Here is a 25,405-nt window from a genome sequence, read left to right as displayed (position 1 = left end):
GGTGGCATTTCAAATGAGTACGATACATAACTTACCGCGCCCAAGTGGCTTTACCTTGATAGAAATTATTATCGCAGTTGCCATTGTTGCTATCCTGACCGCGATAGCATTACCTGCCTATCAAGATCAGGTGCGTCGCACCAAGCGGGCTGATGGGAAAGGATTTTTGTTGGAAATAGCCGCGGCTCAGGAACGCTTTTTTACGCAGAATGTAAGTTATGCAGCAAATATGGCGGCTTTGGGTTATGCCAATGGCAATAGCCCGGAAGGTTATTACACAATTACTTTTCCTGTGAGAACTGACACTACGTTTACTTTGCGAGCTACCCCTACTTTTACTGACACAGAATGTGGCAACCTTGAGCTTGACCACACCAACATGCGTGGTAGCTCGGCGGGCAATGCCGATGACTGCTGGGACTAATCATCCCAGTTCTTCCAAACTAGCAGCCCACATTCTCTCCACTTGCCCGGTTGGGAATTCCATCTCCGTTAGTATCCTTGCCATACCTCGCCCGCCCGCTCCTGGAAATAATCAACAGCCGAGCGTGTTCTTCTTTGCCGCTGGCAGGGCAGTAAATCAGGCTGCCAAAGGTACTGTTGGTATGTCCCTGTGGAGTCATTTGAATATAGCGTCGGCCGGCTGAAAACGACCAGTGCAACTGACTATTCTCCGGCAGCGGCTGCATTACTCGATACAGCTCATCGTCACCATCAATTTCGCGGTTTCTATTGCAGTCAGAAAACACCATCACCGGCGCATCCATATTGCGTGAGCACTGCACACGATCATCACTGGGGCACATAATGGTGTGGCAGCCATGATGTACGGCATTTTCTCGCGCCAGTGCCACCAGGTTGCGCACTTCGCTGATAATTGCTCGAGATTGGTTGCGTTCCAGAAAATCCATCATGGCGGGCACGGCGGCTGCCAGTAGAATCGCCATGATGGCCAGACTGATCATCAATTCAATCAAGGTAAAGCCGCTGTTGTTGCGGTGAGAGGTTTTGCGGTGGTTGGCAGGTGTAAAAGCGAGCATGATTCCTCCTTGAATGCATCGTTAGTCCCTTAGTTGCTTTTTAAATATAGACGATATTTCTTCCTGTTTCCTGTTTCCTGTTTCCTGTTTCCTGTTTCCTGTTTCCTGTAGGGCGCAGCCCGCCCTGTAACCTGTTTACTCGACCTCCATCCCCAACTTTTGAATCTTGTAACGTATCTGCCGCAGGGTCAGGCCCAAATCCCTGGCGGCGGCTGTGCGGTTGCCGTTATGTTTTTGGATGGCCACTTCCAGTATTTGTCGTTCAATGTTTTCTAGGTAGTCATCCACGGAATCCAGTTGATCCACAAAGTGCTGGTCGATGCATTCCCCGGCGACGGTGCCGTCGGTGTTGTTGCCGGGTTTTAGTTGCAGGTCGTCGGCGGTGATCTGATCGTTGTCACACAGGGTCATGGCGCGCTCAAGAATGTTCTCCATTTCGCGCACATTGCCGGGGAAGTGGTATTGCTTGAGGGCATCCAGCGCGCCGCTGGTGAGTATGGCCTCAAGACCAGACTCTTTTGCCAACCGTTGAAGAATAGCTGCTGCCAGTTCCGGAATGTCATCCCGGCGGCGGCTCAGGCTGGGTACCGGTAACTCGATGACGTTGATACGGTAGTACAAATCCTGGCGAAAACGGCCTTCTTCCACTTCCGCTTCCAGGTCTTTGTGAGTGGCGCTGAGTATGCGTACATCGGTGGCGATTTCCCGCTCCTCGCCCACCGGGCGCACCGCTTTCTCCTGAATAGCACGCAGCAGTTTTACCTGCATGGACAGGGGTAGGTCGGCCACTTCATCCAGAAATAGGGTACCGCCCTCAGCGGCCTGAAACAGGCCGTTCTTGTCTTTGTGGGCGCCGGTAAAGCTGCCTTTTTTGTGGCCAAAAAATTCACTTTCCATCAGTTCCGATGGAATGGCTCCACAGTTCACTGGGATAAAAGGCTCGCTGGCACGAGGGCTGAGGTAGTGAATGGAGCGTGCCGCCAGCTCCTTACCGCTGCCGGATTCCCCGCTGATAAATACCGGTGCCTGGGTGCGGCTGACGCGACCAATCTGGTTGCGCAGTTTATCCATGGCCGCAGAGTGGCCCAATAGGCCGGGAATGTTTTGCTGACTGCTGGGGGTGGCTTCGCTCAATTCCAGAGCAGAGCGCACAATGGCTCGCAGGCGTGCCAGCTCTACCGGCTTGGAGACAAAATCAAAGGCGCCTTTTTTCAGGGCATCTACGGCGATTTCCATATTGCCGTGCGCTGTAATGACTGCCACCGGCAGCTGCGGGCAGTGTTTTTGTATGTGTTCAACCAGCGACAGGCCATCGCCATCTGGCAGTCGCATATCGGTCAGGCAGAAAGTGAAACTCTCGGTGTTCAACAGGCGCATGGCGTCTGCTAAATCACCGGCTTCCGCCACCTCCAGATCCAGTTGCTGCAGGGTGTAACTGAGCAATTCGCGAATATCCGGTTCGTCATCGACAATCAGTGCGCGACCCTTGGCGTAGCTCGGGCTCATTATTGCTCTCCTGGCAGCAGACTATTGGGATGGGCAAAACCGATGTGAAAGCAACCGCTGCTGTCGCCATTGGCTTTACCGGTCGGAAGATAGTTGAGTGTAGCAAAGTTGAGTTCGCACAATTCCCGGCACACGTATAAGCCCAGGCCGGAGCCTTCGTGAGAGGTGGTGAAGAAGGGCTCAAAGATGCTGTTTTGTTCCGAGCCGCGAACGCCGGGGCCGCGGTCGAATACGTCCAGGTAGGGGTGGCCGCTCACCGCATCGATGCTGGGTCGCAGTTCGGCCCAGTATTCCCCCGTTTGCTGGTGGCTGTAGCGGATGCCGTTGTCCAGCAAGTTGCTGAGTATCTGGGTCAGGTGCGATGGGTCGAACAGCACTCGGCAGCGGGGGGCATCGTCCAAGTGGATAGTAATGTCCTGTTTGCGGCCTTCGCAGTAATCCCGGATAAAGCCTTTTAGCCAGCTGTTGAGTTCCAGTTTTTTCAGGTTGGGCGTTTGCTGGCGGGACAGCTGCATCACGTTTTCGATAATCTGGTTCACCCGATCTGACTGTTTTTTGATGATTTGAATCATGCGGCTTTGGGCGCCCAGCTTCGGATCTTCTTCCAGCAATTGGGAGGCATGGCTGATGGCACCCAAGGGATTGCGGATTTCGTGGGCAATACTGCCGGTCAGCCGCCCCAGAGAGGCTTGTTTGATCTGTTGAGCGTGCTGCGCCAGGGTGCGGGTGTCTTCCAGAAAAATCAGCGTCTGTACTTTGCCGTCCTCGCCTTCTTCCAGAGTGGTGAAGTTGGCCTGCACCTCGCGGCTGGCGTTGCGCTCTTTGAATGGCATGGTGCGCAACCAGGGGGCATCGCGCCAGTGTTTTAGCTGATTGTGCAGAGTAGGTGCCAGCTGGATGGAGTGTCCTGCTGCCAGGGTGCCGGACACCGGGTGGCCACCCAGCAGTTGCAGGGCTGCATCGTTAATCAGGCGAATGGTGTCGTCTTTATCAATCACCACAATGCCGGTGCGCATGCGGCGCACAATGTGCTCGTTCAGCTGTTGCAGCTGCGAGGCGCTGCGGGTTTTTTGTCGCGCTTCCTGCTGGGCGGTGTGCAGTCGCCGGGTCAGCAGTTGGAAAATCAGCGCAGTCACGAACAGTAATATGCCCAGCAGGCCCGCCTGGAATACGGTGTTGCTTGAAGATGCCTGGTTGAGCAAACCGCTGGCACTGGAAACGATTACACAAACACTGGCAGAGGCAGCCAGCAGCAGCGCCAGTTGGCCGGACACAAACAAACTGCCCGCCGCCACGCACACCACCAGCAAAAAAGCCAAGCCGCTTTGAATGCCGCCACTGGCGTTCATCAACAGTGTGATGGCGAAGATATCCAGCAGCAAGGCGGCAAAAATCTGGACGGTTCTGGGGTTAAAGCCCTGGCGCCCAAACAGCAGCAGGGTGGCAAAGTTGAGCAGAGCGTAACTGGCGGAGCCGTAAAGGAACAGCTGTGGCTGGCTGGCGCCGAGAATTTCGTCCCCCAGGCCGGTGACGTACATGGCGCAGAGCAGTGTGGCCAGCAGAAAGCGATAGTAACTGTAAACCCGCAGCAGGTTGCTGTTGTTGTGTTGCTCGTTGTGGTTGGGGCCTGCCATAAACTGAGCGCTATCTAGTTAAGAGAGTTTAGTCATTCCCGCGCAGGCGGGAATCCAGTGTTTCGAGCTCTTGCCAATATGGATCCCCGCCTTCGCGGGGATGACGAATTTTTTTGTGCGATTCAGTGGATGGCATTTTGCCATAAAGGAGCTTCAGTCGTAGATGGTGGGTATGGGCTGGCGCTTGTGCTGGGTACGCAGGTAGATGGCAATCAGCTTTTCGCTAACGACATCAGACACCGGTTTGCCTTCAAGAAAGTCGTCGATTTCGTCGTACTTTAAACCCAGAGCTTCTTCATCGGCTTTGGACGGGGTAAGGCATTCCAGGTCGGCAGTGGGTGCTTTGTGAATCAGTTGCTCAGGGGCGCCCAGTGTTTCTGCCAACAAGCGCACCTGCCGTTTGCTAAGGCCGAACAGGGGCACCAGGTCACAGGCGCCATCGCCGTACTTGGTGTAGAAACCGGTGATGTTTTCCGCTGAGTGATCGGTGCCCAGCACCAGCCCACCCAACAAACCGGCTACTTGATACTGCACCACCATGCGGGCGCGGGCCTTGACGTTACCTTTGACAAAATCGATATGGGCATCGCTGGCGGTCAGCAGGCCGTGCTCCTTCATCATGCCCAGAGTTTCTTCGTTGATGCCGTCGGCACCGAGGCGAATATTCACCGGCAGGGATTCGCTGGGCTGGATAAACGCCAGTGCCGCCTGAGCATCGTGCTCATCTGCTTGAACCCCGTAGGGTAGGCGCAGGGCGATAAACCGGTAGCCGCCCCCATGCTCTGTGTTCAGCTCATCTACCGCCAATTGTGCCAGTCGGCCACAGGTGGATGAGTCCACACCGCCACTGATGCCAAGAACCAAAGTGTGCGACCCAGCTTGGGTCAACTGCTGTTTGATAAAGCCAACCCGGCGCTCAATTTCGTAGTGCGGGTCAATCTCTGGCAATACCCGCATTTCGGCGACTATTTCAGCAGTAAGGGCTTCTCGATTCATCGGCTGTTTACCGTAGGGTGTGTTGGCCAAAGGTGCGCGGAGTTATTTGCCAAACAGCCCAAAGGTCAGGCGGTTGAGCCAGGAACGCTCTTCTTTATCTTCACCTTCTTTGCGCTTTTTGCGGTTCTCTGGCTTGAAAACCGGATTGTAGAGTTCGCGGCTGTCGTAGCCGGGGGGCTCCGGATTGTCTACCAAGCCAAAGGTGAGTTTGTTTACCCAGGAACGGGATTCACCACTGACATCACGGCTGAAATCGAATTGCCCATCGCTGTTAAATGCTGTGTGCTTTGGGTAGTTGCTGGCCAGTACCTGAACGGTGCTGTCGGCAAGATCCTGTTGCCCCAACAGATAATAGCCTTGGGCCATCACTGCCAGTGCGTCGGGCACCGCCGGAGTTTTCGGATAGTTTTCCACCACATGGCGACCGCGGTTTACTGCCGCCAGGTAAGCGCCGCGGCGAAAGTAGTAGTTGGCCACGTGAATTTCGTAGCGGGCCAGGTGGTTGCGCAGGTGGATCATGCGCTTGCGAGCGTCGGCGGCGTACTGGCTGTTGGGGTAGCGCTTCAACAACTGGTTAAAAGCGGCGAACGATTCCCGGGCGGCGCCGGGATCGCGCTTGGTGCCGTCCACGGGCAGGTAACCTCCAAGCACGCTGCGGCTCTCGCTGTAAGAGGCTAACCCCTTGATGTAATAGGCGTAATCAATTTGCGGGTGCTGGGGTTGCAGGTCGATAAAACGGTCAGCAGCGGCAATGGCCGCTTGGTAATCGCGGCTGCGGTAATAGGCGTGAATCAGCTCCAGTTGCGCCTGCTCCGCGTACACCCCAAAGGGGAACTGGGCTTCCAGCGCCTGCAGGTTTCTGATGGCTTGCTCCCAGTTGTGAGAGCGTACATTGCGTTCAATAACCTCGTAAAACTGGCGCTCGGTAAAGCCGGCGGTTTCGCTGCCTTTCTCGTCATTGGAGGAACATCCCGCCAAACAGATAATGAGGCCGAGGCTGACAGCAGGTAATATACGCATTTTGGCGTGTCCTTGAGAAAAACCGCTATTTAACCATAGCCGGAACAACGACAAAAGAGACTGAAACCGCATCACGAAAAGAGTTGGAGCTGCTATTGGACTCACAGGATTACAGCGAAACGATCGATCTGGCTGCCACCGCCGATATCGCCCACAGCGGCAAGCGCCTGGACCAGGTGGCGGCAGAACTGTTTGCAGACTACTCGCGCTCGCGCATCAAGCAGTGGATCGACAATGGCGCACTGCAAGTAAATGGGGAAGCGCGCAAGCCCAAAGACCGCCTGGTAGGTGGTGAGCAGCTGACTTTACAGGCCACTGTAGAGCCCGCCGGGGAATGGCAGCCAGAGCCAATGGCGTTGAATATTGCCTATGAAGATGACCACCTGTTAGTGATCAACAAGCCTACCAACCTGGTGGTGCATCCGGCGGCGGGTAATTACTCCGGCACATTGCTCAACGGTTTGCTGCACCATTGCCCGTCGCTGGAGAACGTGCCCAGGGCTGGAATTGTTCATCGCCTGGACAAAGACACCACCGGCTTGATGGTGGTGGCGAAAACCCTGGCGGCCCATCACAATCTGGTGCGCCAGCTACAGGCCCGCAGCGTCAAGCGGGAATACGAAGCGGTGGTGCAGGGCACCATGACCGGCGGTGGTACCGTGGAGGCCGCCATCGGCCGCCACCCTCGCTCGCGCATCAAGATGGCGGTGGTTGCCCATGGTGGCAAAGAGGCCATTACCCACTACCGCTTAATTCACAAGTTTTGTGATCACACTCATATCCGCCTGGGGCTCGAAACCGGCCGCACTCACCAGATACGGGTACATATGGCCCATATTGGCCACCCCCTGGTCGGGGATGCCACCTACGCGGGCCGAATGAAACTCCCCAAAGGCGCCAGCACTGAGCTGGTTGACATGCTGCGCACTGGCTTTAAACGCCAGGCATTGCACGCTGCCTCGCTGGCGCTGGTACATCCTCACATTGGCGACATTATGGAGTGGGATGCGCCGCTGCCCGCAGACTTTGAACATCTACTGACGGTATTGGCGAACAATGAAGCTGATTAAACCGGACTGGCCCCTGCCGGAAAATGTTCGCGCAGCGGTAACTGCACGCATTGGTGGCAACAGCAGTGGCCCTTGGCAAAGTGCCAACTTTGGCCTCAACAGTGGTGATGATATCGCCGTGGTTAATTCCAACCGCAAAGCGTTGCAACAGCAGTTGGGGTTGCAACGCTCACCCTGCTGGCTGCGCCAGGTACATGGTACGACGATTGTTGAGGCAGGCTCCGACTCCCTGGAAGCTGAGGCGGATGGCGCCATTAGTCGCATACCCGGTTTGGCCGCAGTGGTGTTGACCGCTGATTGCCTGCCAGTGCTGTTGTGCGACCGCGCTGGTACCGTGGTGGCCGCTGTGCACGCCGGTTGGCGCGGCCTGGCGGCAGGCATTATTCGCGCTTGCGTTGCCGATATGGGGGTGGCTGCCGACAATCTACTGGTTTATCTCGGTCCGGCAATTTCGCAGTCTCAATTTGAGGTAGGGCCAGAAGTGCGCCAGCAATTCGCAGCCAGTGCCATGGGTGTAGAACATCAGCAGCTAATCGAAGCCAGCTTTACCGCCGGCGATGGCGACCGCCTGCAGGCGGACATCTACCAACTGGCCCGTGCCGAACTCGCCATGCTGGGAGTGAACGACGTTTACTGTGGCCACTACTGCACCGCCAGCCAGCCGGAACTGTTCTACTCCTACCGTCGCGAGGGGGTAACCGGGCGCATGGCGTCGTTGGTTTGGATTGAATAGGGTTTCGAGTTACGGGTTTCGCAACCCGCAACGCATATTCATCAAATATCCATTTTATTTCCCGCCCGAATCCCTCACACTATGGCGCCAATAAGGCAATGAGCAAAAACGGCAGGGTTATCAGTTGATTGGGCGCCTTTCAGGGGTGTTGCTGGAAAAGCAGGCACCGGATTTGTTACTGGACGTGCAGGGAGTGGGGTACGAAGTCCAGGTTTCCCTGACGACCTTTTTTGAGCTACCCAATACCGGTGAGCCGGTCACTCTGTACACACATTTTGTGGTGCGCGACGATGCCCAGCTGCTCTATGGTTTTGCTGGCCAGCGGGAGCGGGAGCTGTTTCGCACTCTGGTCAAAGTGAATGGCGTCGGCCCCAAAATGGCGCTGGCGATTCTCTCTGGCATGAATGCGGATGAATTTGTCCGCTGCGTGCACAGCAACGATGTGGCTGCTCTGGTGCGACTGCCTGGTGTTGGCAAGAAAACCGCAGAACGCCTGATTATTGAAATGCGCGACCGCCTTAAAGAGTGGGGCATTGACGCCAACGCACCAGCTACCGAGCAGGCAGCGCCCACCGCATCCGTCAGCGAAGAAGCGGAGAGCGCGTTGATAGCTCTCGGCTACAAACCCCAGGAAGCGGCGCGCATGATCAGCGCTGCTGCCAAACAGGTGGATAACCCCAGTTGTGAGGCACTTATCCGTCTGGCACTTCAGAAACTGGTAAATTGACCGCCATATTCATTGTGAATATGGCGGTCATCGCGAGCGAAGCGTGGCGATCTCGTCCAGTGTGGCAGAGACTTGATGGAGATTGCCACGGCCTGCGGCCTCGCAATGACGACTCTGCTTGATATGCAGAATGACATAATCTCAAAACCGTAAATGATCGAAAAAGACCAACTGGCTGCTGACAGCCGCCTTGTTTCCCCGCAACTTGCACCCAGCGAGGATCGCGTCGACCGCGCTATCCGGCCGTTGAGCCTGGACGACTATGTGGGCCAGAGTGCGGTGCGTGAACAGATGGAAATCTTTATCGGCGCCGCTCGCAATCGCAATGAGCCTCTGGATCACACCTTGGTATTCGGCCCACCGGGGCTGGGCAAAACTACCCTGGCCAATATCATCGCCAACGAAATGTCGGTGGATTTGAAGACCACCTCCGGCCCGGTGCTGGAAAAAGCCGGTGACCTGGCGGCGCTGATGACCAATCTGGAAGCGGGCGATGTGCTGTTTATCGACGAGATTCACCGCCTCAGCCCGGTGGTGGAAGAAATTCTCTACCCGGCTATGGAAGACTATCAACTGGACATTATCATCGGTGAAGGCCCCGCCGCCCGCTCCATCAAACTGGATTTGCCTCCGTTTACCTTGGTAGGAGCCACTACTCGCGCCGGATTGTTGACGTCGCCCTTGCGAGACCGTTTTGGCATCGTTCAGCGTTTGGAGTTTTATTCGGTGGAAGATTTGACGTCCATCGTCGCCCGCTCTGCATCCATTCTCGGTATCGCCATGGAGCAACAGGGCGCTTACGAAGTGGCTCGCCGCGCCCGTGGTACACCGCGCATTGCCAACCGTTTGTTGCGTCGAGTGCGGGATTACGCCGAAGTGAAAGGCGATGGCACCGTTACCGCCGAGATCGCCGATCAAGCCCTGAATATGCTCCATGTGGACCAGTCCGGCTTCGACCATATGGATCGCCGCCTGCTGCTTGCAATGATTGAAAAATTCGACGGTGGCCCGGTGGGCGTCGACAGCCTGGCGGCGGCCATCGGTGAGGAACGTGACACCATTGAAGATGTGCTGGAACCCTACCTGATTCAGCAGGGTTTTATGATGCGCACTCCGCGGGGGCGAGTGGCTACTACCACCGCCTACCAGCACTTTGGTTTGCAGCGTTCAGATAGTGCCCAGCAGCAGCTGACTTAATGGAGCACGCAGTGAGTGAATTTGTATTGCCGGTGCGCGTCTATATCGAAGATACCGACGCTGGCGGCATTGTGTACTACGTCAACTACCTGAAGTTTATGGAGCGAGCGCGCACCGAACTGTTGCGCAGCTACGGCTACGACAAGCCGGCGTTCTGGGCGGATAACCTGATGTTTGTGGTGCATTCAGTGCAAGTGAACTACCGCAGCCCTGCTCAGTTGGACGATGAATTGCAGGTGAGTGCGGTTATTGAAAAAGTCGGCCGCACCTACTTTGATGTCGCCCAGCAAGTGCGCCGGGGCGACACAGTGTTGTGCGAAGGCGTGGTGCGGGTGGCCAATGTGACTCGCGATGGTATGAAACCGAAGGCACTGCCGACAGATATGCGGCAGCAGTTAACGGGCTAACCGTCATCGCGAGCGTAGCGCGGCGATCCAGAGGCTTTAAGACACTAGATTGCTTCGCTGCGCTCGCAATGACGAAGTGTTTTGATAAATGAATAAATGTAAGGAGCAATTGTGGCAGCAGAACTGTCCCCTTGGGAGCTGATTGTATCGGCCTCATTCCTGGTAAAGGTGGTAATGCTAATGTTGGTACTGGCATCCATCGTTTCCTGGGTGATGATCGTGCAGCGTGGCCTGTTTTTGAATCAGTCTCGCCGCTTGTTTCAAAGTTTTGAACAAAACTTCTGGTCCGGCATCGACCTGAACGAACTGTTTCGTGATGGCAGCGCGCGGGTGCAACAAAATCGCATGGTCAGCGGTGCCGAAAGTGTGTTTCGTGCCGGCTTCCGTGAATTCAATCGGCTCACCAAAAAGGGCAGCCCTGATCCTGATGCCGTGATTGAAGGTACAGAGCGCGCCATGCGCGTGGCGCTGTCCCGGGAAGAAGAAAAGCTCAATGCCAACTTGCCATTTTTGGCCAGTGTTGCCTCTACCAGCCCGTATATTGGCTTGTTTGGTACCGTGTGGGGGATTATGCAATCGTTCCTTGGTTTGGCGAATGTACAGCAGGCGACCCTGGCCGTAGTGGCACCCGGTATTGCCGAAGCACTGATTGCCACCGCCATGGGCCTGTTCGCTGCCATTCCGGCGGTGCTGGCGTTTAACCGCTACTCTGCCCAAGCGGACAACCTGTTTGGCAGTTACCAGACCTTTGCGGAAGAGTTTTCCAGCATTCTGCACCGTCGCGTCCACAGTAAATAGTGCCCACAGCGAACAAAAAGTACAGTCATGGCAATACACGTTAAAAAGCCCAAGAAAAAGCTCACCTCGGAAATCAACGTAGTACCGTTGATTGATGTCATGCTGGTGTTACTGATTGTGTTTATGGTGACTGCGCCGTTGCTCATGCAAGGGGTGAAAGTGGATTTGCCGGATGCTGATCCCGCGCCCCTTGAAGATCAGGATCAGGAACCGCTGATTGTGTCCATCAAAGCCGATGGCAGCTACTGGATTGACCTGGGCAGCGAAGAAGGCGAACACAAACAGGAAACCCTGACGGTAATCACCGACCGGGTGGGCAAAATACTCCGTCAGCAACCCAAGACCCAGGTTCTGGTATGGGGTGATACCAATGTGGATTACGGTTCCGTGGTGCAGCTGATGACCGAACTGCAAAACGCCGGTGCCAAAAGCGTGGGTCTGGTAACCGAACCGGCCAAAAACTAGTTATGGGCAAATGGTTCAGCTATTCAACCGCTACCCTGTGCAGCATTGCCCTGCACCTGGGGGTGGCTGTGTTGGTGGCTAACAAGTGGGGCCACGAAGAGACCGAGCGCAAAATTGTGGCGCCCAAATACATTGATGCCAAACTGTTGCAGCTGAAAGAGAAGGAAAAGCCGAAACCCAAAAAGGATAACAGTGCTGCCAAGCGGCGCGAGCAGGAGCGCCAGAAAAAGCTGGCTGCTGAAAAAAAGCGCAAAGCCGAGGCGGAGAAAAAACGCAAACAGCAGGAAGCAGAAAAACGCCGCAAAGCCGAAGCCGAGAAAAAACGTAAACAGGCAGAAGCGGAGAAAAAGCGCCGTGAAGAAGCTGCCCGCAAACAACGTGAACAGGAGCGACAAAAAGCCCTGGAAGATGAACTGTTCGGCGAACTGGATGAAGATATCGAAGGCCAGATTGCTGAAAACGACGAGCAGGTGGCCAGCAGTTACCTGGCCATCATCCAGAGGCGGGTATCGGGTAACTGGAGTCGCCCACCCAGCGCCCGTTTGGGAATGGAGGCGGAGTTGATTATCCAGCTGGTGCCTACCGGCCGGATAACCAGCGTGCGTATCGTTAAATCCAGTGGCAATGCAGCTTTTGATCAGTCTGTGGAGCAGGCTGTGCAGAAGGCAGACAGCTTTCCGGAGCTAAAAAACCTGGAATCCCGCGTGTTTGAAAAACATTTCCGTAACCTGCGCATGGTATTTAGACCAGAAGATTTAAGGATGTAAATCGTGAAACAACTGAAAAATAATCTGTTGGGCCTTGTTGTTCTGTTCTGCCTGGCGCCTGCAGCCGCCATGGCCGAACTGGTAGTAGAGATTACCAGTGGTGTGGACAACCCCACCAAAATCGCCATTGCGCCAGTATCCAGCCGCGGTGTCACCCTGAGTGAGAACATCAGCAAGATCGTCTCCGACGATCTGACCCGCAGCGGCCTGTTTAAAACCATCCCCCAGCAGGACATGCTGTCATTTCCGGCTACCGCCAATGCAGTGCGCTACCGGGACTGGAAAATACTGGGGTCGGAATATCTGGTGGTTACCCAGATATTGCCCCGCGAAGGCGGGCAGATGGCGGTTACCTTCAGCCTGATGAACATCACCGCCCAGAAAGCGGTGTTTACCACCACACTGAATGGCAGCACCAACGCTGCCCGCAAAATGGCCCATATCATCAGCGACAAGGTGTACGAAGCCATTACCGGTGTGCCCGGCGCTTTTTCCACCCAATTGCTGTATATCACCTCGGAACGCGGTTCTAACGGTAAAATCATCTATCGCCTGATGCGTGCTGATGCCGATGGCGCGCGAGAAGTGGAGTTGCTGCGTTCATCAGAGCCGGTGATGTCCCCCGCCTGGTCACCAGATGGCAAAGAGGTGTTGTACGTCTCCTTCGAGAGTGGCCGCTCTGCCATCTACCGCCAGAACATCGCTACCGGCCAAAGTGAGCAGCTGACCAACTTTAAAGGCATCAACAGTGCCCCGGCCTGGTCGCCGGATGGCAACCAATTGGCACTGACCCTGTCGAAAGACGGCAATCCGGAGCTGTACCTGTTTGACTTGCGCACCCGGCGCTTCAAGCGCCTGACCCGCCATTTTGCTATCGACACCGAACCCACCTGGATGCCGGACAGCAAACACCTGTTGTTTACCTCCGATAGGGGAGGTAGTCCACAAATCTACAAAATGAATGTTGTCAATGGTAAAGTGCAACGTTTAACCTTCCGCGGCAGTTATAATGCCCGCGGTCGATTGGCCCCGGACGGCCGCACGTTGGTGATGGTGCACCGCGACAATGGCCGTTTCCATATCGCTGCTTACGACTTGGTGAGCAAGGTATTCCAGGTGCTGACGCAAACCAGCTTGGACGAATCGCCCACAGTGTCGCCTAACGGCGCCATGGTGTTGTACGCCACCAAGCGTGGCAATAAAGGCGTGTTGGCGGCGGTGTCTCTGGACAGGGGCGTGAAGTTTTACCTGCCAGCCCGGCGCGGTGATGTGCGCGAACCGGCCTGGTCGCCCTTTTTAAGGTAGATGGTTAAGGTAGATAGTTGAGATAGACAAGGCAAATGGCTGGCACTGCCAGTTGAGTATTTAAGTTATTTTTTAAACCCAGGGGCCTGCCCCAAGAAAACGTTAGTCACAGGAGACTGAAATGAAACAAGAAAACCTGAAGCTGGGCCTGTTGGGCGCATTGCTTTCCCTGGTTTTGGTTGGTTGTACTACCCCGGACGATAAGACCGGCGGTGCTGGCGATCAGCAAACTGTTGAAGATGATGCCACTTCAACCCGTGTTGGCGTTGACGACGGCTCTGACGTTGGTGTAACCGACGGCGGTTCAGACCCTCTGGCCGGCGTAGACACCATCTTCTACTTCGATTTCGACAAAGCCGTGCTCAAGCCGGAAGCTCGTGAAGCTCTGCTGATCCACGCTGAAGCCCTGCGCAACAACCCGCGCAACATTCGTCTGGAAGGCCACGCCGATGAGCGCGGTACCCGCGAATACAACCTGGCTCTGGCTGAGCGCCGTGCCAATACCGTGCGCGACTTCCTGTTGCTGCAAGGTGTTAATGGCTCTAACGTTGAAGTGATCAGCTACGGTGAAGAAAAACCCGCCGTATTTGGTACAGACGCAGACTCCATGGCCCTGAACCGCCGGGTTGAGCTGAAGTAACAGTTGCTTTACAACCCCGGCTACTGGTTGGGGTTGGTGTTACACAGTGTTATAAATAGCGTGCAGGTCACATGGCCTGCGCGCTTTTTTCCGTTATCAGGCTGAGGATAGCCATGAAAGTTTCATTACTGCTGCTTGTATCAATATTGTCTGCTCACACTCTGGCGGCCCGCGCCCCGGTAGAGGAAATTCCCGTTAATGGCCAACAACAGAATGGAGGCCAGCAGAACGGAACCTTGATCAATCAGCAACAAACCGAGATGTTTTACCAACTGCAATCGTTGCTGGAAGAAGTACGCCAACTGCGTGGCATGGTGGAAGAACTGACCTATCAGGTGGACGAACTGAAACAGCGTCAGCAAGACGATTACCTGGATCTGGATCGCCGTATCAGTGCAGCAGGCAGTGCTGTTGGTGTACCTGGTGCAGAACAACCCGCCCCTGGAGTGGGCCAGCCCACCTTGCCAGTGGCCGGTGACGATGAAAAACAACTCTACGGCCGCGCCCAGAGCCTGCTGAAAGCCAAGCAATTTGATGACGCCAGCGCCGCGTTTGAGAATCATATTGCCAGTTACCCCAGCGGCAAGTTGGTGGCCAACAGCCACTACTGGCTGGGGCAAATCTATATGGTGAAAGGCAACCTGGACAAAGCTCGTCAGGCGTTCGCCCAGGTTGTGGAGAAATACCCCGGCAGCAACAAGGCGCTGGATTCTGCGCTGAAACTGGGCCGCGTATATCACCTGCAGGGAGATAACGCCAAAGCCCGCGACTTGCTGGAAAAGGTGGCCGCCGGTAATACGGAAGTTTCCCAACAGGCGCGGGACTATATCGATGCCAATTTGTGATGACCTCTGATTTAAGCCTGCGAATCACCGAGATTTTCCACTCGCTGCAAGGGGAGACCAGTACCACCGGTCTCCCCACTGTTTTTGTGCGCCTTACTGGCTGCCCGCTGCGTTGCCACTACTGCGACACCGAATACGCCTTTTATGGCGGCGAGCGCCAGAGTCTGGAACAGATTGTGGAGACCGTAGACAGTTTCGGCGCACGACATGTCACCGTCACCGGCGGCGAGCCGCTGGCCCAGCCCAACTGTATTCCACTGTTGGAACAGCTGTGTGACCAAGGCTATACGGTTTCTCTGGAAACCAGTGGCGCTATGGCGGTGGATAAGGTGGATGCCAGGGTGGTGAAAATCCTCGACCTGAAAACCCCGGCCTCTGGCGAAGTAGAGCGCAATCTCTACGACAATATTGCTCATCTGCAGCCTCACGATGAAGTGAAGTTTGTGATCTGTGATCGCGGTGATTACGAATGGGCACGTCTGAAAATGGATGAACTGAACCTGCAGGTGCGAGCCCGAGAAGTGTTGTTCTCCCCCAGCCAGGGACAGCTCAACCCCACCGAACTGGCCCAGTGGATACTGGACGACAAGCTGCCGGTACGCTTTCAGATGCAGCTGCATAAAATTCTCTGGGACGACGAGCCAGGGCATTAGTATTATTTCCGTAGGGTGGATTAGCGCAGCGTAATCCACCTGTTCCTAGCCTGTTATTGGCGGATTACGCTGCGCTAATCCGCCCTACATGATTCGTTATCTTTCGATAGATATGACCAAAAAAGCCGTAGTCCTAGTGTCCGGTGGCCTCGACTCCACCACCGTTCTCGCCATTGCCCGTAGCCAGGGATATGAGTGTTACACCCTGAGTTTCGACTATGGTCAGCGTACCCATTCGGAGCTGGCAGCTGCCGAGCGCTGCTCCCGGCAGCTGGGGGCGATGGAACACAAGGTGGTTAGTCTCGACCTGCGCACCATCGGTGGCTCTGCCCTCACCGATAACAGCATCGATGTGCCGGAACAAGAAACCACGGGCATTCCCGTTACCTACGTACCGGCGCGCAATACCGTGTTTCTCTCCATTGCTTTGGGTTGGGCGGAAGTGCTTGAGGCCCAGGATATATTTCTGGGGGTGAACGCCGTGGATTACTCAGGCTATCCTGACTGCCGCCCGGAATTTGTCAGGGCTTTTGAGGCCCTCGCCAACCTCGCCACCAAGGCTGGCGTTGAGGGGCAACAGCTGCGGGTTCAGGCACCATTGATGCACATGACCAAAGAGCAGATCGTCGCCAAGGGCATTGAACTGGGTGTGGACTACGCCGATACCGTGTCCTGCTATCAGGCGACCGAGAATGGTGAGGCTTGTGGTTTGTGCGACAGTTGCCGCTTGCGCCGGGAGGGATTTGAAAAGGCAGGGGTTGACGATCCTACGAGGTATCAACAGGTTGGATAGAGGCTTTTAAAAATCCGAAAAAAATACTTGATCTGGGAAAATGGATCAGTATGATACGCACCTCTCCGGGTCGTTAGCTCAGTTGGTAGAGCAGTTGGCTTTTAACCAATTGGTCATAGGTTCGAATCCTATACGACCCACCATTATTAAAGGGTTTGCAGGTTAGCGCTTGCAAACCCTTTTTCTTTTTGCCGACAGTCCTTTTTGGCCGCACCGATGCACCAGCGAGAGTGTCGGCGTCTGGGCAATCCCACGATCCGTAATTCGCCCAACAGCTTCAATCAACTCGCTCAGTTCGGCCGCTGAGTAATGGGTTGTGATATCCCCGTTTGCGTGGCCAATTAGGGCTTTCCGGGTTTCCAATGGAATACCAGCAGCGCGAAGCCTGCGCCCGAAGTTATGCCGTAAGTTATGAACTCCTTTTGGCACGCCTAGTATGCAAACAGCCTGGCTTCCACGCTTACAAGCTGGCAAAGGTTGAATGGGTTGACAGCCGAATCAACTGGTCCGAGAGTTTGATGTTCCAGTGCCCAATACGGTTTGATGTGGTGGTATTGCCTATATTTGGTTTGGAAGCCACTGGTGTGGTTAGGAAGTGTACAGAAAACTGGTGGCGACTCATTGAGCGCCACATCAATGCTAAGTTAGACTTTAACCACGGATTAACGTATTAGACCAATAAGCAATGTCTTGGCCCTGCAGGACATGAACATAAGGAAGTAGACGCATGAAGTTCTTTATCATCTTACTTATTAGTTTATCGCCTGTACTGTATGCTGACGATTCGTTAGCACCTCAAACTATCAAAAAGGTTAGTACGGGATGGGCTAATGAAGGGGTTTATATAGAACTTTCTCAAACAAATAACGCTGATGGTTGCCAAGCTTCTCGAGTAAAGTTTGACGCTGCTCACCCCTTTCTTAAGGAGATATTATCAATTGCTCTTTCTGCATTTCATGCAAAGTCAAATGTGCAGATAAGGGTCTCCGGGTGCACTGGTATTGACTTCAACGGAATTGCGATAGAGATATCCGAATAATTATATTTAGATATCTCTCTACTATATAGGTAGATGCGATTATTTGTTTTTGATTTCCAAATGGCTTGAGTTTGTCATCCTCTTTTGGTTAACTTCCCACTAGATGTCCCATTGATGGGGCGTACGGAAACAATGCTAAGGCATTTCGAATAGGGGAAAGGTTGAACGGAGCCAGCTTCAAGCTGATAAGCGCTATTAGAATCAATAATCATGCGCAAATTAAGCTCTCAATAACATTCAGCTAAACACCATCACGATTGCAGCGTCCTCAGATTTATAACTGAGGGTAGTTGTGTGGTGCTAACTTCTCTCTGCCGAAATGTCCTCAAACTCACACTTGAGGCTATTGTTGTGGCAAACCTATTAATCTTGCTGAAACCAAAGATATTTATCGCTTTGGGTACCGCTCTTATAGGCTTGTTAGTTTTTGCTGGCCCTTATTCTCCTTGATGTGTGTCTGCAGATTACCCTAACAGTGAGATATATGAAGAAACTACTTTTAGCCAGTTGCTTTCTATCGATAGCAGGAACAGCAATCTCTGCCCCAGCTTGGTACTCAGGCAAGATAACGAGAATTTGGCACCATGGTAATGATGGTTTCATAGTGACATTCGATTCTGATGATTTGAACGACTGTAAATACAAGTACGCCTACTTTAAACGCTCGGTGATTGGTGACGAGCAAGGAAAAGCTGTATACAGCATGGCTTTGTCTGCTTTTCATACCGGCCAAACCGTCAGTGTTGTCATCGATAAGCAGGGTCCAGGTGAATATTGCGATGCACTAAGTATGGATATGCGAAAAGCGCCAGCTAACTCAGGTCAATAAAGAGGTTTTTATGCTACCAAAATCAATATCCGCCAAAGCCATTTTTTTTGCATTGACCATCATTTTTTCCAACATCTGCGTGGCAGAAATGGTCGATGTATCTGATGTTGAAATCGTAGAAGTCTATATCTAATTACTGATAGTAATGGCGCTATCGTTGATCAATTTTCATTTGATCCTTGGGGTAAGCGGCGTGCAGCGGTTGATTGGACTCAAATGAGTGAGGCAGATCTTATAGCCTTTACCAAGCGTACGACGCCTGTGACCTCCAACTCTGGGTTATTTGATCTGCGTCAGCGCTTCACACGTGGCTTTACTGGGCACGAGATGCTGGACGAGGTGGGGATAATTCATATGAATGGCCGCATCTATGATCCGCATCTGGCCAGGTTTGTTCAGGCGGATCCGATTGTTCAGTCTCCGTTTAATACCCAGAGCCTGAACCGCTATTCTTATATTTGGAACAATCCTCTTAACGGCATAGATCCTAGTGGTTTTACGGGGGAGAGATTTAGTGAAGATAACTCTTCTGGTGGCGGTGATTCAGGATTTACCTTTAGCTTTAGTTTCAATTTCAGCAGCTCTGATTCATTGGGCTTTGCTCGTGTGCGTCCTGCGCCGGGTATTAACGATGCCAGCTTTGGGAACGTATCATCTGGGTTAGCTGGGGGTGACTCGAACTCGGGTGCTGTGGGCCTCCCTGAACTAAGCCATCTTCAGTTTAGAAATGCATCATTTGCTGCACAAACAAGAGGGCTGGGGCTTACCTCTACCGGGGAGATTGCAGCTTTCTTTGAAATCCTTCAGGAAGAACGTATTGCTCACGGTTTATCTACTGACGACGTGATGCTGGCTGAAAATGGTGCTGCCATTGTAGAGGCTAGTATAGATATTTTGAGTGCGGCGCCCGGGGCGAGTGAGGTTGTAAGATTAGCTTCCGGTGCCTCAAGGTTAGTTGTAAGGAGGCTGCTCCTCGAGAATTACCAGAATTATGTTAAAAAACGTATTCGTGAGAGGCTTCAGCTACTTAGATTTGCGCCTTTAAAATTCCCCAAAAATTTAAAAAATTTACAATCTAAATTCGACGAACTTGCACAAGCTCATTTACTTCCCCAGTTTAGGAAATTGGATCCTGACTTAAAATCTGGTATTACTGGATCTTTTAAAACGGGTTTGGTAGGTAATAAAAGAAAGGAAAGGTTTGGGCTTCCTATTGATTTAAATGACTTTGATATTGATTTCTTTATTAAGAGCGATATTCTATTTAAAAAATACGGGAGTAACTTGAGGGCTAACCCAGAGTTTAGGAAAATTTTATCGAACACCCCTGGCTTTGAGGGTTTGAGGCCAAATAAAAAAGGGTTTTCAATTAAGTTTCAACCATCTTCTCAATGATTAAAGCTTATGAAAAATGAAATTTATGGCGCTAAAGCCTTAGTTTATTTAAAGTACGAAGGAGATATTGCCACACTTGCTCGTAAATTGGGTTCAGGGTTGCTTATTCCTGAATTTTGTATCGAAGAAAGGGAGTGCCCTCCTCATGATTTACTAGCAACTTGCGAGGTTTTTGGTTTAGAAGCGTGGCTTGAATCGTCAGTAGAAATTGATGGTTTTGCATATAGCTTTAAGGTGGAAACAGAGCATAGTTTAGAGGAGTCATTTAATGACAGGATGCATGACTTATCTTTATGGCTCGCTAGGTTTATATTTTCGATTTGTGAGGTTGAGACTTTCGTGCCTAATTCTGATGGATGTGCAGGTATGAACTTTTCGTTTGTCAGTCAGCAGCAGTAGGTATCATATACACTGCGTGAGATAAAAGTGTCTACATTATCGGAAGTGGATTGGTTGGGCGCTTTCTTTTTTATCAGGCGGATTGCACGAGGGTTTTGACTACAAGTAACAGAAGGCGGACAGCTCGAACTTTTGAGCCGAACACTGGGCGTTTGACAGAAATCAACAGACGAAAGGGGACAGTCCCCTTTCGTCAAAAAACTAAAACTGAGCTAGTTGAGTTTGTTAGAAAGATAATGGAGTGTGAGTGAATTGAAGAAGAAATAGACAATTGGTTATCTGAACTCAAAAAAAGCGTTACACATCCAGAGGTATCTGATCCCATCTTCTATCCAGAAGGTGATGATATGGCGCCAGAAGATATAGTGTAGGTGGTATTATCTTACAGGTCCACTAGCATGTAGTTAAGTGAATGGAGCTTGAAGAACCACTGTGGCAGTAGTGCTTGGGCGGTTCTGTGAATCCATGAGAGCCTCGGCGTCAGACAATTCCACGATTGATAATACGCTCAGTGGTTCCGAGAAATTTGCTACAAATCTGCTGTTTGAGCAGTTGGTTCAGCACCAAATGGTCGAGAGAATACGGCTTGATGTCTTTATGAGTTAATAAATCTATTTATTATAGGAATTGAAAAAGTATATTTTTATGAAACATTTTAAAATTAACAGTGCTGTACTGTTTTTTCTTGCTCTATTTATGCCAAATTTTGTGAGTGCCGCAGAGCTTACAGTTGTTGAAAAGAAAGTGACTAAAGTACAAGTATATGAAAGGAATGACGGGACTGTTAGTGCTTGGATTCACTTGGATGGAAATTCAAGGATTGGACCTAATCCTGATAACCCTAATACTACTTGTGAGTTGTGGACCTATGACAAAGCTGTTCACGCCACTGCCTTAGCAGCTTTGTTGTCGGGCAAAAAAGTCACTGTACGCTATGTAGATCGTGGAGAAGGAACCTACTGGTGTAAGGTGAAAGACCTATCAATTATTTCTGACTGAACCTGCTTGTTAGCAAGGTAATGTTCATAAATCTGTGTTATTTCTTTAGGCTGAAGAATCATAAGGTGACTCATGATCAGTTGGTTGCCTCAGCACCAAATGGTCAGTTTTCTTACGATGCTCAATACATCAACACGCAAGTGCTAACGGGTTGGTACTTCGACTCGGAAATTATGAGCTAGCTCGCCACCTGTAAAGCTGATGAGATCAAGAATATGAAGAAAGTGAAAAAAGCATTTTTATCCTGTGCCTTGCTTGTACTTTTTGGCTACGCCTATGCAGCTTCAGGAACAAATTCGGGAAAAATCACAAACCTTCGATGGTATGAGGGGCATAGTGGCTTATTGGTAAAGCAGGAAGAAATGTCTGACTTGGGTGGTTGCGGCCGCGCCGATTACTACATCTTGAGTGACCAACACCCTTACTTTGATCAAGTGTATGCGCTCATACTCTCTGCCCATATTGCAGAGCAGCCGTTGAGTATTGCCGTAGATGGCTGTTTGCAAGGGATATCCAAGATTAAGCATATATCGAGCAATAAATAATTGTTGCTGGCAATCCTCAGAGAGCTATAAAAATTGGAGTGGTCTATGAAGATGTTCTTGTTATTTCTTTTCTTTTTTTCCAGCAATAACTATGCAGGTCAGGCTACAGGTAAAATTAAGGATATCTTGATAAGAGATTCAGATGGTTTGGTTTACATCATCCTAAAAAATGATGCTCAAGTGTCGGATAAGCCTGCTTGCGCGACAAACAGCTATTGGATGATAAAAGATGAAAATTCTGAAACCGGAAAAAGACAGTTATCCGCACTGCTGGCCGCCCAACTGGCAGGAAAAGAGATTACTATCGTTGGATATAACACTTGTACCCGATGGGGAGATGGAGAAGATATCAACCTCGTCAGGATCAGAGATAACAGTTAAAAATCCGGAAAAATAACATGAGGCGTTTAATAACTTTTTTCTTAATTGCAGCATCTATTGGTTATGCTGCTTACGCTTTAGCTGGCGGTGGTCTAACAAAGAATAAGATTACTAAAGTTGCTTTCCAAACAGGCGGTTTCTTTATGTATGCCGATAATTGGCCAAACCCCAATTCCTGTGATCGTTCTGACGCTATTGTACTGTTAACCTCAGATCCAAATTACGACAAGGCCTATGCACTTCTTCTGGCTGCTAATATGTCAGGAAAACAAGTTCAAGGTTATTCCGATGGCTGCGCAAATTTTGATGGCAAATCCTATAACACCATTCGGGGCTTCAAATACTTGGTTGTGGAATAGTTTTCACGAAATTGCCAAATAAAGTCAATACTCTACTGCTAATTTCGGATTTTTAGGAGCTAAGGATGAAGCAATTAATACTGGCACTTATTTTGGTTGTTTTGCCATCAATGTCCTGGGCTGAATGCTCGGGAGGGTCGTGTAAAGCAGTCAAGGTTACACGGATGGTGGTTAAAGCAAATGGCGACGTTAATATAGGTACGTCCGGCGACGAGAGTAATTTAACTTGTGAGGATGGTGGACATGGTTATATTAAGCTTGAAAAAGATTCAAATGGCTTTAATCAAGTTTATTCCCTACTTCTTACTTCACACACTACAGAACACCCGATTTGGATTCGAGCCAATGATGACTCAGGCGAATGTCGAGTAGTTTATGTTGTGTCTGACAAGTGAGCTAAAACCTATATGTGACATTACGTTTCTTTATACTCCATTGTCCTTCTTAAAAACACTCAGCAAGGAAAAGCTCGTGAAACAAATTATTATTGGATTAGCCTCTCTAATTGCCACACCAGCTATGGCGGGTAGCTCCTTTGGAGAGCATGAGATAACTAGGGTTGTTATACATGACAGCAATACCAAAATTTTGGTCTATTTAGATACACCCTCTACTGATAATGAACCTTGTCAACACAAGGATTTTTAGTGTTGGATAAGGCTCGCCCTTTGTTTGATTAAATATACGCCGCAGTTTTGTCATCGTTTCATGCAGGCGGAAAAATTCGCGGTTGGGTTCATGGGTGTGACTCTTCATTCGATAGGCCTTTATTGACTCGACTAGACCTAATTAAGGAGTAGTAGAAATGACTTTTTCAAAATCAGGAAAATATATAGTGCCAGTGATATTCACAGCTCTGCTAGGGAGCCAATTGACTTTTGCAGCGAGCCATTATGTGTCTGGAAAAATTAGCTCTCTATTGGCACATGCTACTAACCCAGCCATTCGTATTTCAGGGAATATTACTCCAGATGATTGTGATGGTGGCGGTTATGGGTGGTTATACTTTGCTGGAACTGTTGAAGAACGAAACAGGCTGTATTCAAGTGCATTAGCCTTTTCTTTGGCAGGAAAAACTGTGACAGTCTATACGAACAATGATGGTCAAGTATGCAAAATTCACAATATTCAAGTCACAAGTGGTTTGGAATAATACGGATATTTTTAAACGGCATTTACTCAACAATACTCGTATAAAAATCAAAAATAGCCGCATGGAGCCCTTAAGATGAAAACACTGATAGTGGTGATTGGCCTTTTCTTGCCTTTTTATGCCTATTCAGCGACTTATGAAGGAGGCGAGCGTACAGTTTCTAGCATTCGATTCTCTGAAGACTATATAAAAATTCGATTCAGTCCAGCCCCTCAGGGGTGTGAAGGTAATGACGACTACAGAATGCATGTTCATATAGATCAGAATGCTGAAAATAAAGATGAACTTATCTCGGCCTTGTTGGCTGCTTATGCAGCAAAGTTAAAAGTTGCACATATTTGGTATGAAGAAGGTGGTTCTTGTGGCCCAGGCAGCACACTAAAGCTGACTGCTTTTGAGCTGAAACAAGAATAATTTAAAGAACACTTTAAATAGGTTTATCTAATGAAAAAGATTATTTTAATAGCTATGGCTTTCTGCGCTTCTTCGCAAGCTTTTGCCGGCACTTTTACGGCGAAAGTTGAGCAGATATTACTATATGATGAAGGAAACATTGTATATGTGTATCCGAAAGGTGGCGTTCAGAATCCTCCTTCTTGCCACGGTAGTAATGGGGATTATGCCACCATAAAGATGGATCGACCCATGGCGAAGGAGTACCTCAGTGCCCTATTGGCAGCAATGATGGCCAAAAAAGATGTTATTTTTAGAGTTTCTGATGACTGCCAGGAACAATCTTTCGCAGTCAAATTGCGGTACTTCACAGTCAAGGATGAATGATTGCACATAACTCGGTATGTTGTATTAATTTTTTGGGTTACCCTAGTTTTTAAGGGAGAGGATAGTGAGAAAATCAATACTTAGTGTTGTAGTAGCAGTTTTTTGTGTGTCGACATTGGCTTGGGCGGGAACAAAAAGCTTTTCTGGCAAAGTGTCGGGGTACAGCGTATCTATCTGGTCAGGAAAAGAGCTTTTTATGTTTAAGCTTGATAGTTCAGTTTCAGAAGGCTGTAACACTACAGGCAGATATGCAATAAATAGTGACAGCATGCAGTACAAATCTATCAAAGCAGCGGTTATGTCTGCTTACCATGGAGGTTCAGATGTACTGGTCAAGGCGAATGATGTTTGTACTGTTATCAGCAATTCTTACGATGTGTATGGTGTACGTATTGGAGATATGCCATTTTAAATTTGATGCGCCGCCACCACTTGCCCAATACAGGCATTAATTGATCAATTATTAAGTTAAGACCTGTTTAGGCAGCTATGACGACATTTTGCCGACATCAGTGCTACTTTGTTATACTTTGTACGCCAAAATGGGCAACAGGCGGCGTCTTTTAGGTCAATAAAAACAGTGAGTTACAATCAATTGGTTAACTTTTAACCAATTGGTCATAGGTTCGAATCCTATACGACCCACCATTATTAAAGGGTTTGCAGGTTAGCGCTTGCAAACCCTTTTTCTTTTTGCCGACACTTTACCGACAGTTTTTTTTGGCCACACCGATGCACCAGTGAGAGTGTCGGCGTCTGGGCAATCCCACGATCCGTAATTCGCTCAACAGCTTCAATCAACTTGACCTTTCCCCAGCTTTAGTACCACAGCTTCGATGAGACTTGCCCAATCTATGCCGCCTGATTTGCAAAAGCAACGGGCGGCAGATAATTCAATGAACTATGTGGCCGAACGTGATTGTAGTGTTG

The 25,405-nt window shown here is 50.7% G+C and carries 36 protein-coding genes and 1 tRNA gene; 31 read left to right on the top strand and 6 right to left on the bottom strand.

The features are described from left to right. Nucleotide 1 precedes the first annotated feature (1 nt). On the top strand, nucleotides 2-424 hold the full coding sequence (locus tag QSV34_RS07790; protein WP_289153474.1) for a type IV pilin protein: 423 nt from the start codon (nucleotides 2-4) through the stop codon (nucleotides 422-424). Nucleotides 425-443: 19 nt separating this feature from the next. Here QSV34_RS07790 and QSV34_RS07785 read toward each other — a convergent pair whose 3' ends face one another. The 5 genes from QSV34_RS07785 to QSV34_RS07765 all read right to left on the bottom strand — a co-directional run bounded on the left by QSV34_RS07785 (nucleotide 444) and on the right by QSV34_RS07765 (nucleotide 6,196). Next, on the bottom strand, nucleotides 444-1,040 hold the full coding sequence (locus QSV34_RS07785; protein ID WP_289153472.1) for a GspH/FimT family pseudopilin: 597 nt from the start codon (nucleotides 1,038-1,040) through the stop codon (nucleotides 444-446). A 135-nt stretch (nucleotides 1,041-1,175) separates the two neighbouring features. Next, on the bottom strand, nucleotides 1,176-2,546 hold the full coding sequence (locus QSV34_RS07780) for a sigma-54-dependent transcriptional regulator (protein ID WP_289153470.1): 1,371 nt from the start codon (nucleotides 2,544-2,546) through the stop codon (nucleotides 1,176-1,178). Continuing rightward, nucleotides 2,546-4,180, bottom strand: coding sequence for a sensor histidine kinase (locus tag QSV34_RS07775; protein ID WP_289153468.1), 1,635 nt, complete (start codon nucleotides 4,178-4,180; stop codon nucleotides 2,546-2,548). Before QSV34_RS07775 ends, QSV34_RS07780 begins: the two co-directional genes overlap by 1 nt. 153 nt (nucleotides 4,181-4,333) lie before the next feature. Next, complete coding sequence (nadE, locus tag QSV34_RS07770) at nucleotides 4,334-5,176, bottom strand: NAD(+) synthase (RefSeq protein WP_289153466.1); 843 nt, start codon at nucleotides 5,174-5,176, stop codon at nucleotides 4,334-4,336. A gap of 42 nt (nucleotides 5,177-5,218) precedes the next feature. Further along, nucleotides 5,219-6,196, bottom strand: coding sequence for an outer membrane protein assembly factor BamD (locus QSV34_RS07765; protein ID WP_289153464.1), 978 nt, complete (start codon nucleotides 6,194-6,196; stop codon nucleotides 5,219-5,221). A gap of 95 nt (nucleotides 6,197-6,291) precedes the next feature. Here QSV34_RS07765 and rluD point away from each other — a divergent pair, with 95 nt between their 5' ends. The 30 genes from rluD (at nucleotide 6,292) to QSV34_RS07620 (ending at nucleotide 24,887) form a co-directional block, all read left to right on the top strand. Then, complete coding sequence (gene rluD / locus QSV34_RS07760; protein WP_289153462.1) at nucleotides 6,292-7,266, top strand: 23S rRNA pseudouridine(1911/1915/1917) synthase RluD; 975 nt, start codon at nucleotides 6,292-6,294, stop codon at nucleotides 7,264-7,266. After that, complete coding sequence (gene pgeF, locus QSV34_RS07755; RefSeq protein ID WP_289153460.1) at nucleotides 7,253-7,999, top strand: peptidoglycan editing factor PgeF; 747 nt, start codon at nucleotides 7,253-7,255, stop codon at nucleotides 7,997-7,999. Before rluD ends, pgeF begins: the two co-directional genes overlap by 14 nt. A 124-nt stretch (nucleotides 8,000-8,123) precedes the next feature. After that, nucleotides 8,124-8,726: a Holliday junction branch migration protein RuvA gene (ruvA, locus tag QSV34_RS07750; protein WP_289153458.1), complete on the top strand. Its 603-nt coding sequence runs from the start codon at nucleotides 8,124-8,126 to the stop codon at nucleotides 8,724-8,726. Nucleotides 8,727-8,879: 153 nt separating this feature from the next. Next, the gene (gene ruvB, locus QSV34_RS07745; protein ID WP_289153456.1) at nucleotides 8,880-9,923 is read left to right on the top strand and encodes a Holliday junction branch migration DNA helicase RuvB; all 1,044 of its coding nucleotides are present in this window, start codon (nucleotides 8,880-8,882) and stop codon (nucleotides 9,921-9,923) included. A gap of 11 nt (nucleotides 9,924-9,934) precedes the next feature. Next, nucleotides 9,935-10,330 carry a tol-pal system-associated acyl-CoA thioesterase gene (gene ybgC, locus QSV34_RS07740; protein ID WP_289153454.1) on the top strand — a complete coding sequence of 132 codons (396 nt, stop codon included), beginning with the start codon at nucleotides 9,935-9,937 and terminating at the stop codon, nucleotides 10,328-10,330. Between the two features lie 111 nt (nucleotides 10,331-10,441). After that, complete coding sequence (tolQ, locus tag QSV34_RS07735; protein WP_289153452.1) at nucleotides 10,442-11,128, top strand: protein TolQ; 687 nt, start codon at nucleotides 10,442-10,444, stop codon at nucleotides 11,126-11,128. Nucleotides 11,129-11,155: 27 nt separating this feature from the next. Then, entirely contained in the window at nucleotides 11,156-11,593 is a 438-nt protein-coding gene (gene tolR / locus QSV34_RS07730) for a protein TolR (protein WP_289153450.1), read from the top strand. A 2-nt stretch (nucleotides 11,594-11,595) separates the two neighbouring features. Beyond that, nucleotides 11,596-12,360 carry a cell envelope integrity protein TolA gene (tolA, locus tag QSV34_RS07725; RefSeq protein WP_289153448.1) on the top strand — a complete coding sequence of 255 codons (765 nt, stop codon included), beginning with the start codon at nucleotides 11,596-11,598 and terminating at the stop codon, nucleotides 12,358-12,360. A gap of 69 nt (nucleotides 12,361-12,429) precedes the next feature. Then, entirely contained in the window at nucleotides 12,430-13,665 is a 1,236-nt protein-coding gene (tolB, locus tag QSV34_RS07720; protein ID WP_289153650.1) for a Tol-Pal system beta propeller repeat protein TolB, read from the top strand. Nucleotides 13,666-13,786: 121 nt separating this feature from the next. Continuing rightward, a complete protein-coding gene (locus QSV34_RS07715) occupies nucleotides 13,787-14,305 on the top strand; it encodes an OmpA family protein (RefSeq protein ID WP_289153447.1) in 519 nt (172 codons plus the stop codon). Nucleotides 14,306-14,418: 113 nt separating this feature from the next. After that, entirely contained in the window at nucleotides 14,419-15,150 is a 732-nt protein-coding gene (ybgF, locus tag QSV34_RS07710; protein ID WP_289153445.1) for a tol-pal system protein YbgF, read from the top strand. Beyond that, nucleotides 15,150-15,803, top strand: coding sequence for a 7-carboxy-7-deazaguanine synthase QueE (gene queE / locus QSV34_RS07705; protein ID WP_289153444.1), 654 nt, complete (start codon nucleotides 15,150-15,152; stop codon nucleotides 15,801-15,803). The genes ybgF and queE overlap by 1 nt, the downstream gene beginning before the upstream one ends. A 112-nt stretch (nucleotides 15,804-15,915) precedes the next feature. Beyond that, nucleotides 15,916-16,596, top strand: coding sequence for a 7-cyano-7-deazaguanine synthase QueC (queC, locus tag QSV34_RS07700; RefSeq protein ID WP_289153649.1), 681 nt, complete (start codon nucleotides 15,916-15,918; stop codon nucleotides 16,594-16,596). 67 nt (nucleotides 16,597-16,663) lie between these two features. Next, nucleotides 16,664-16,739 (top strand) — tRNA-Lys (locus QSV34_RS07695). A 219-nt stretch (nucleotides 16,740-16,958) separates the two neighbouring features. Next, nucleotides 16,959-17,270 carry a hypothetical protein gene (locus tag QSV34_RS07690; RefSeq protein ID WP_289153442.1) on the top strand — a complete coding sequence of 104 codons (312 nt, stop codon included), beginning with the start codon at nucleotides 16,959-16,961 and terminating at the stop codon, nucleotides 17,268-17,270. Nucleotides 17,271-17,323: 53 nt separating this feature from the next. After that, on the top strand, nucleotides 17,324-17,635 hold the full coding sequence (locus QSV34_RS07685) for a hypothetical protein (RefSeq protein WP_289153441.1): 312 nt from the start codon (nucleotides 17,324-17,326) through the stop codon (nucleotides 17,633-17,635). A 484-nt stretch (nucleotides 17,636-18,119) separates the two neighbouring features. Then, entirely contained in the window at nucleotides 18,120-18,464 is a 345-nt protein-coding gene (locus QSV34_RS07680; RefSeq protein ID WP_289153439.1) for a hypothetical protein, read from the top strand. 216 nt (nucleotides 18,465-18,680) lie between these two features. Beyond that, nucleotides 18,681-19,859 (top strand): RHS repeat domain-containing protein, encoded by a 1,179-nt coding sequence (locus QSV34_RS07675; protein WP_289153437.1) that lies wholly within the window; start codon nucleotides 18,681-18,683, stop codon nucleotides 19,857-19,859. A gap of 9 nt (nucleotides 19,860-19,868) precedes the next feature. Beyond that, complete coding sequence (locus QSV34_RS07670; RefSeq protein WP_289153435.1) at nucleotides 19,869-20,258, top strand: hypothetical protein; 390 nt, start codon at nucleotides 19,869-19,871, stop codon at nucleotides 20,256-20,258. A gap of 251 nt (nucleotides 20,259-20,509) precedes the next feature. Next, nucleotides 20,510-20,629 carry a bacteriocin immunity protein gene (locus QSV34_RS15240; protein WP_502929001.1) on the top strand — a complete coding sequence of 40 codons (120 nt, stop codon included), beginning with the start codon at nucleotides 20,510-20,512 and terminating at the stop codon, nucleotides 20,627-20,629. Between the two features lie 274 nt (nucleotides 20,630-20,903). Beyond that, nucleotides 20,904-21,257: a hypothetical protein gene (locus tag QSV34_RS07665; RefSeq protein ID WP_289153434.1), complete on the top strand. Its 354-nt coding sequence runs from the start codon at nucleotides 20,904-20,906 to the stop codon at nucleotides 21,255-21,257. 215 nt (nucleotides 21,258-21,472) lie between these two features. Beyond that, complete coding sequence (locus tag QSV34_RS07660) at nucleotides 21,473-21,802, top strand: hypothetical protein (protein ID WP_289153432.1); 330 nt, start codon at nucleotides 21,473-21,475, stop codon at nucleotides 21,800-21,802. A gap of 45 nt (nucleotides 21,803-21,847) precedes the next feature. Continuing rightward, a complete protein-coding gene (locus tag QSV34_RS07655; RefSeq protein ID WP_289153430.1) occupies nucleotides 21,848-22,183 on the top strand; it encodes a hypothetical protein in 336 nt (111 codons plus the stop codon). Between the two features lie 17 nt (nucleotides 22,184-22,200). Beyond that, complete coding sequence (locus tag QSV34_RS07650; protein ID WP_289153429.1) at nucleotides 22,201-22,542, top strand: hypothetical protein; 342 nt, start codon at nucleotides 22,201-22,203, stop codon at nucleotides 22,540-22,542. Nucleotides 22,543-22,607: 65 nt separating this feature from the next. Then, nucleotides 22,608-22,937: a hypothetical protein gene (locus QSV34_RS07645; RefSeq protein WP_289153427.1), complete on the top strand. Its 330-nt coding sequence runs from the start codon at nucleotides 22,608-22,610 to the stop codon at nucleotides 22,935-22,937. 76 nt (nucleotides 22,938-23,013) lie between these two features. Further along, the gene (locus QSV34_RS07640; protein ID WP_289153425.1) at nucleotides 23,014-23,190 is read left to right on the top strand and encodes a hypothetical protein; all 177 of its coding nucleotides are present in this window, start codon (nucleotides 23,014-23,016) and stop codon (nucleotides 23,188-23,190) included. 157 nt (nucleotides 23,191-23,347) lie between these two features. Beyond that, nucleotides 23,348-23,695, top strand: a complete 348-nt coding sequence (locus tag QSV34_RS07635) for a hypothetical protein (RefSeq protein ID WP_289153423.1) — start codon at nucleotides 23,348-23,350, stop codon at nucleotides 23,693-23,695. A gap of 75 nt (nucleotides 23,696-23,770) precedes the next feature. Then, on the top strand, nucleotides 23,771-24,109 hold the full coding sequence (locus QSV34_RS07630; RefSeq protein WP_289153422.1) for a hypothetical protein: 339 nt from the start codon (nucleotides 23,771-23,773) through the stop codon (nucleotides 24,107-24,109). A 30-nt stretch (nucleotides 24,110-24,139) separates the two neighbouring features. After that, entirely contained in the window at nucleotides 24,140-24,475 is a 336-nt protein-coding gene (locus QSV34_RS07625) for a hypothetical protein (protein ID WP_289153420.1), read from the top strand. 64 nt (nucleotides 24,476-24,539) lie between these two features. Continuing rightward, a complete protein-coding gene (locus QSV34_RS07620; RefSeq protein ID WP_289153418.1) occupies nucleotides 24,540-24,887 on the top strand; it encodes a hypothetical protein in 348 nt (115 codons plus the stop codon). 440 nt (nucleotides 24,888-25,327) lie between these two features. On the opposite strand, the gene QSV34_RS15190 is transcribed toward QSV34_RS07620, so the two are convergent. Then, nucleotides 25,328-25,405 (bottom strand): integrase core domain-containing protein (locus QSV34_RS15190; RefSeq protein ID WP_353738374.1); only part of this gene is annotated, 78 nt, incomplete at its 5' end.

It is taken from the genome of Porticoccus sp. W117 (assembly GCF_030341905.1).
Lineage (GTDB): Bacteria > Pseudomonadota > Gammaproteobacteria > Pseudomonadales > Porticoccaceae > SCSIO-12696.
The sequence above is the reverse complement of the archived record's forward strand: the minus strand, read 5'-3'. Positions and strand labels throughout refer to the sequence as shown.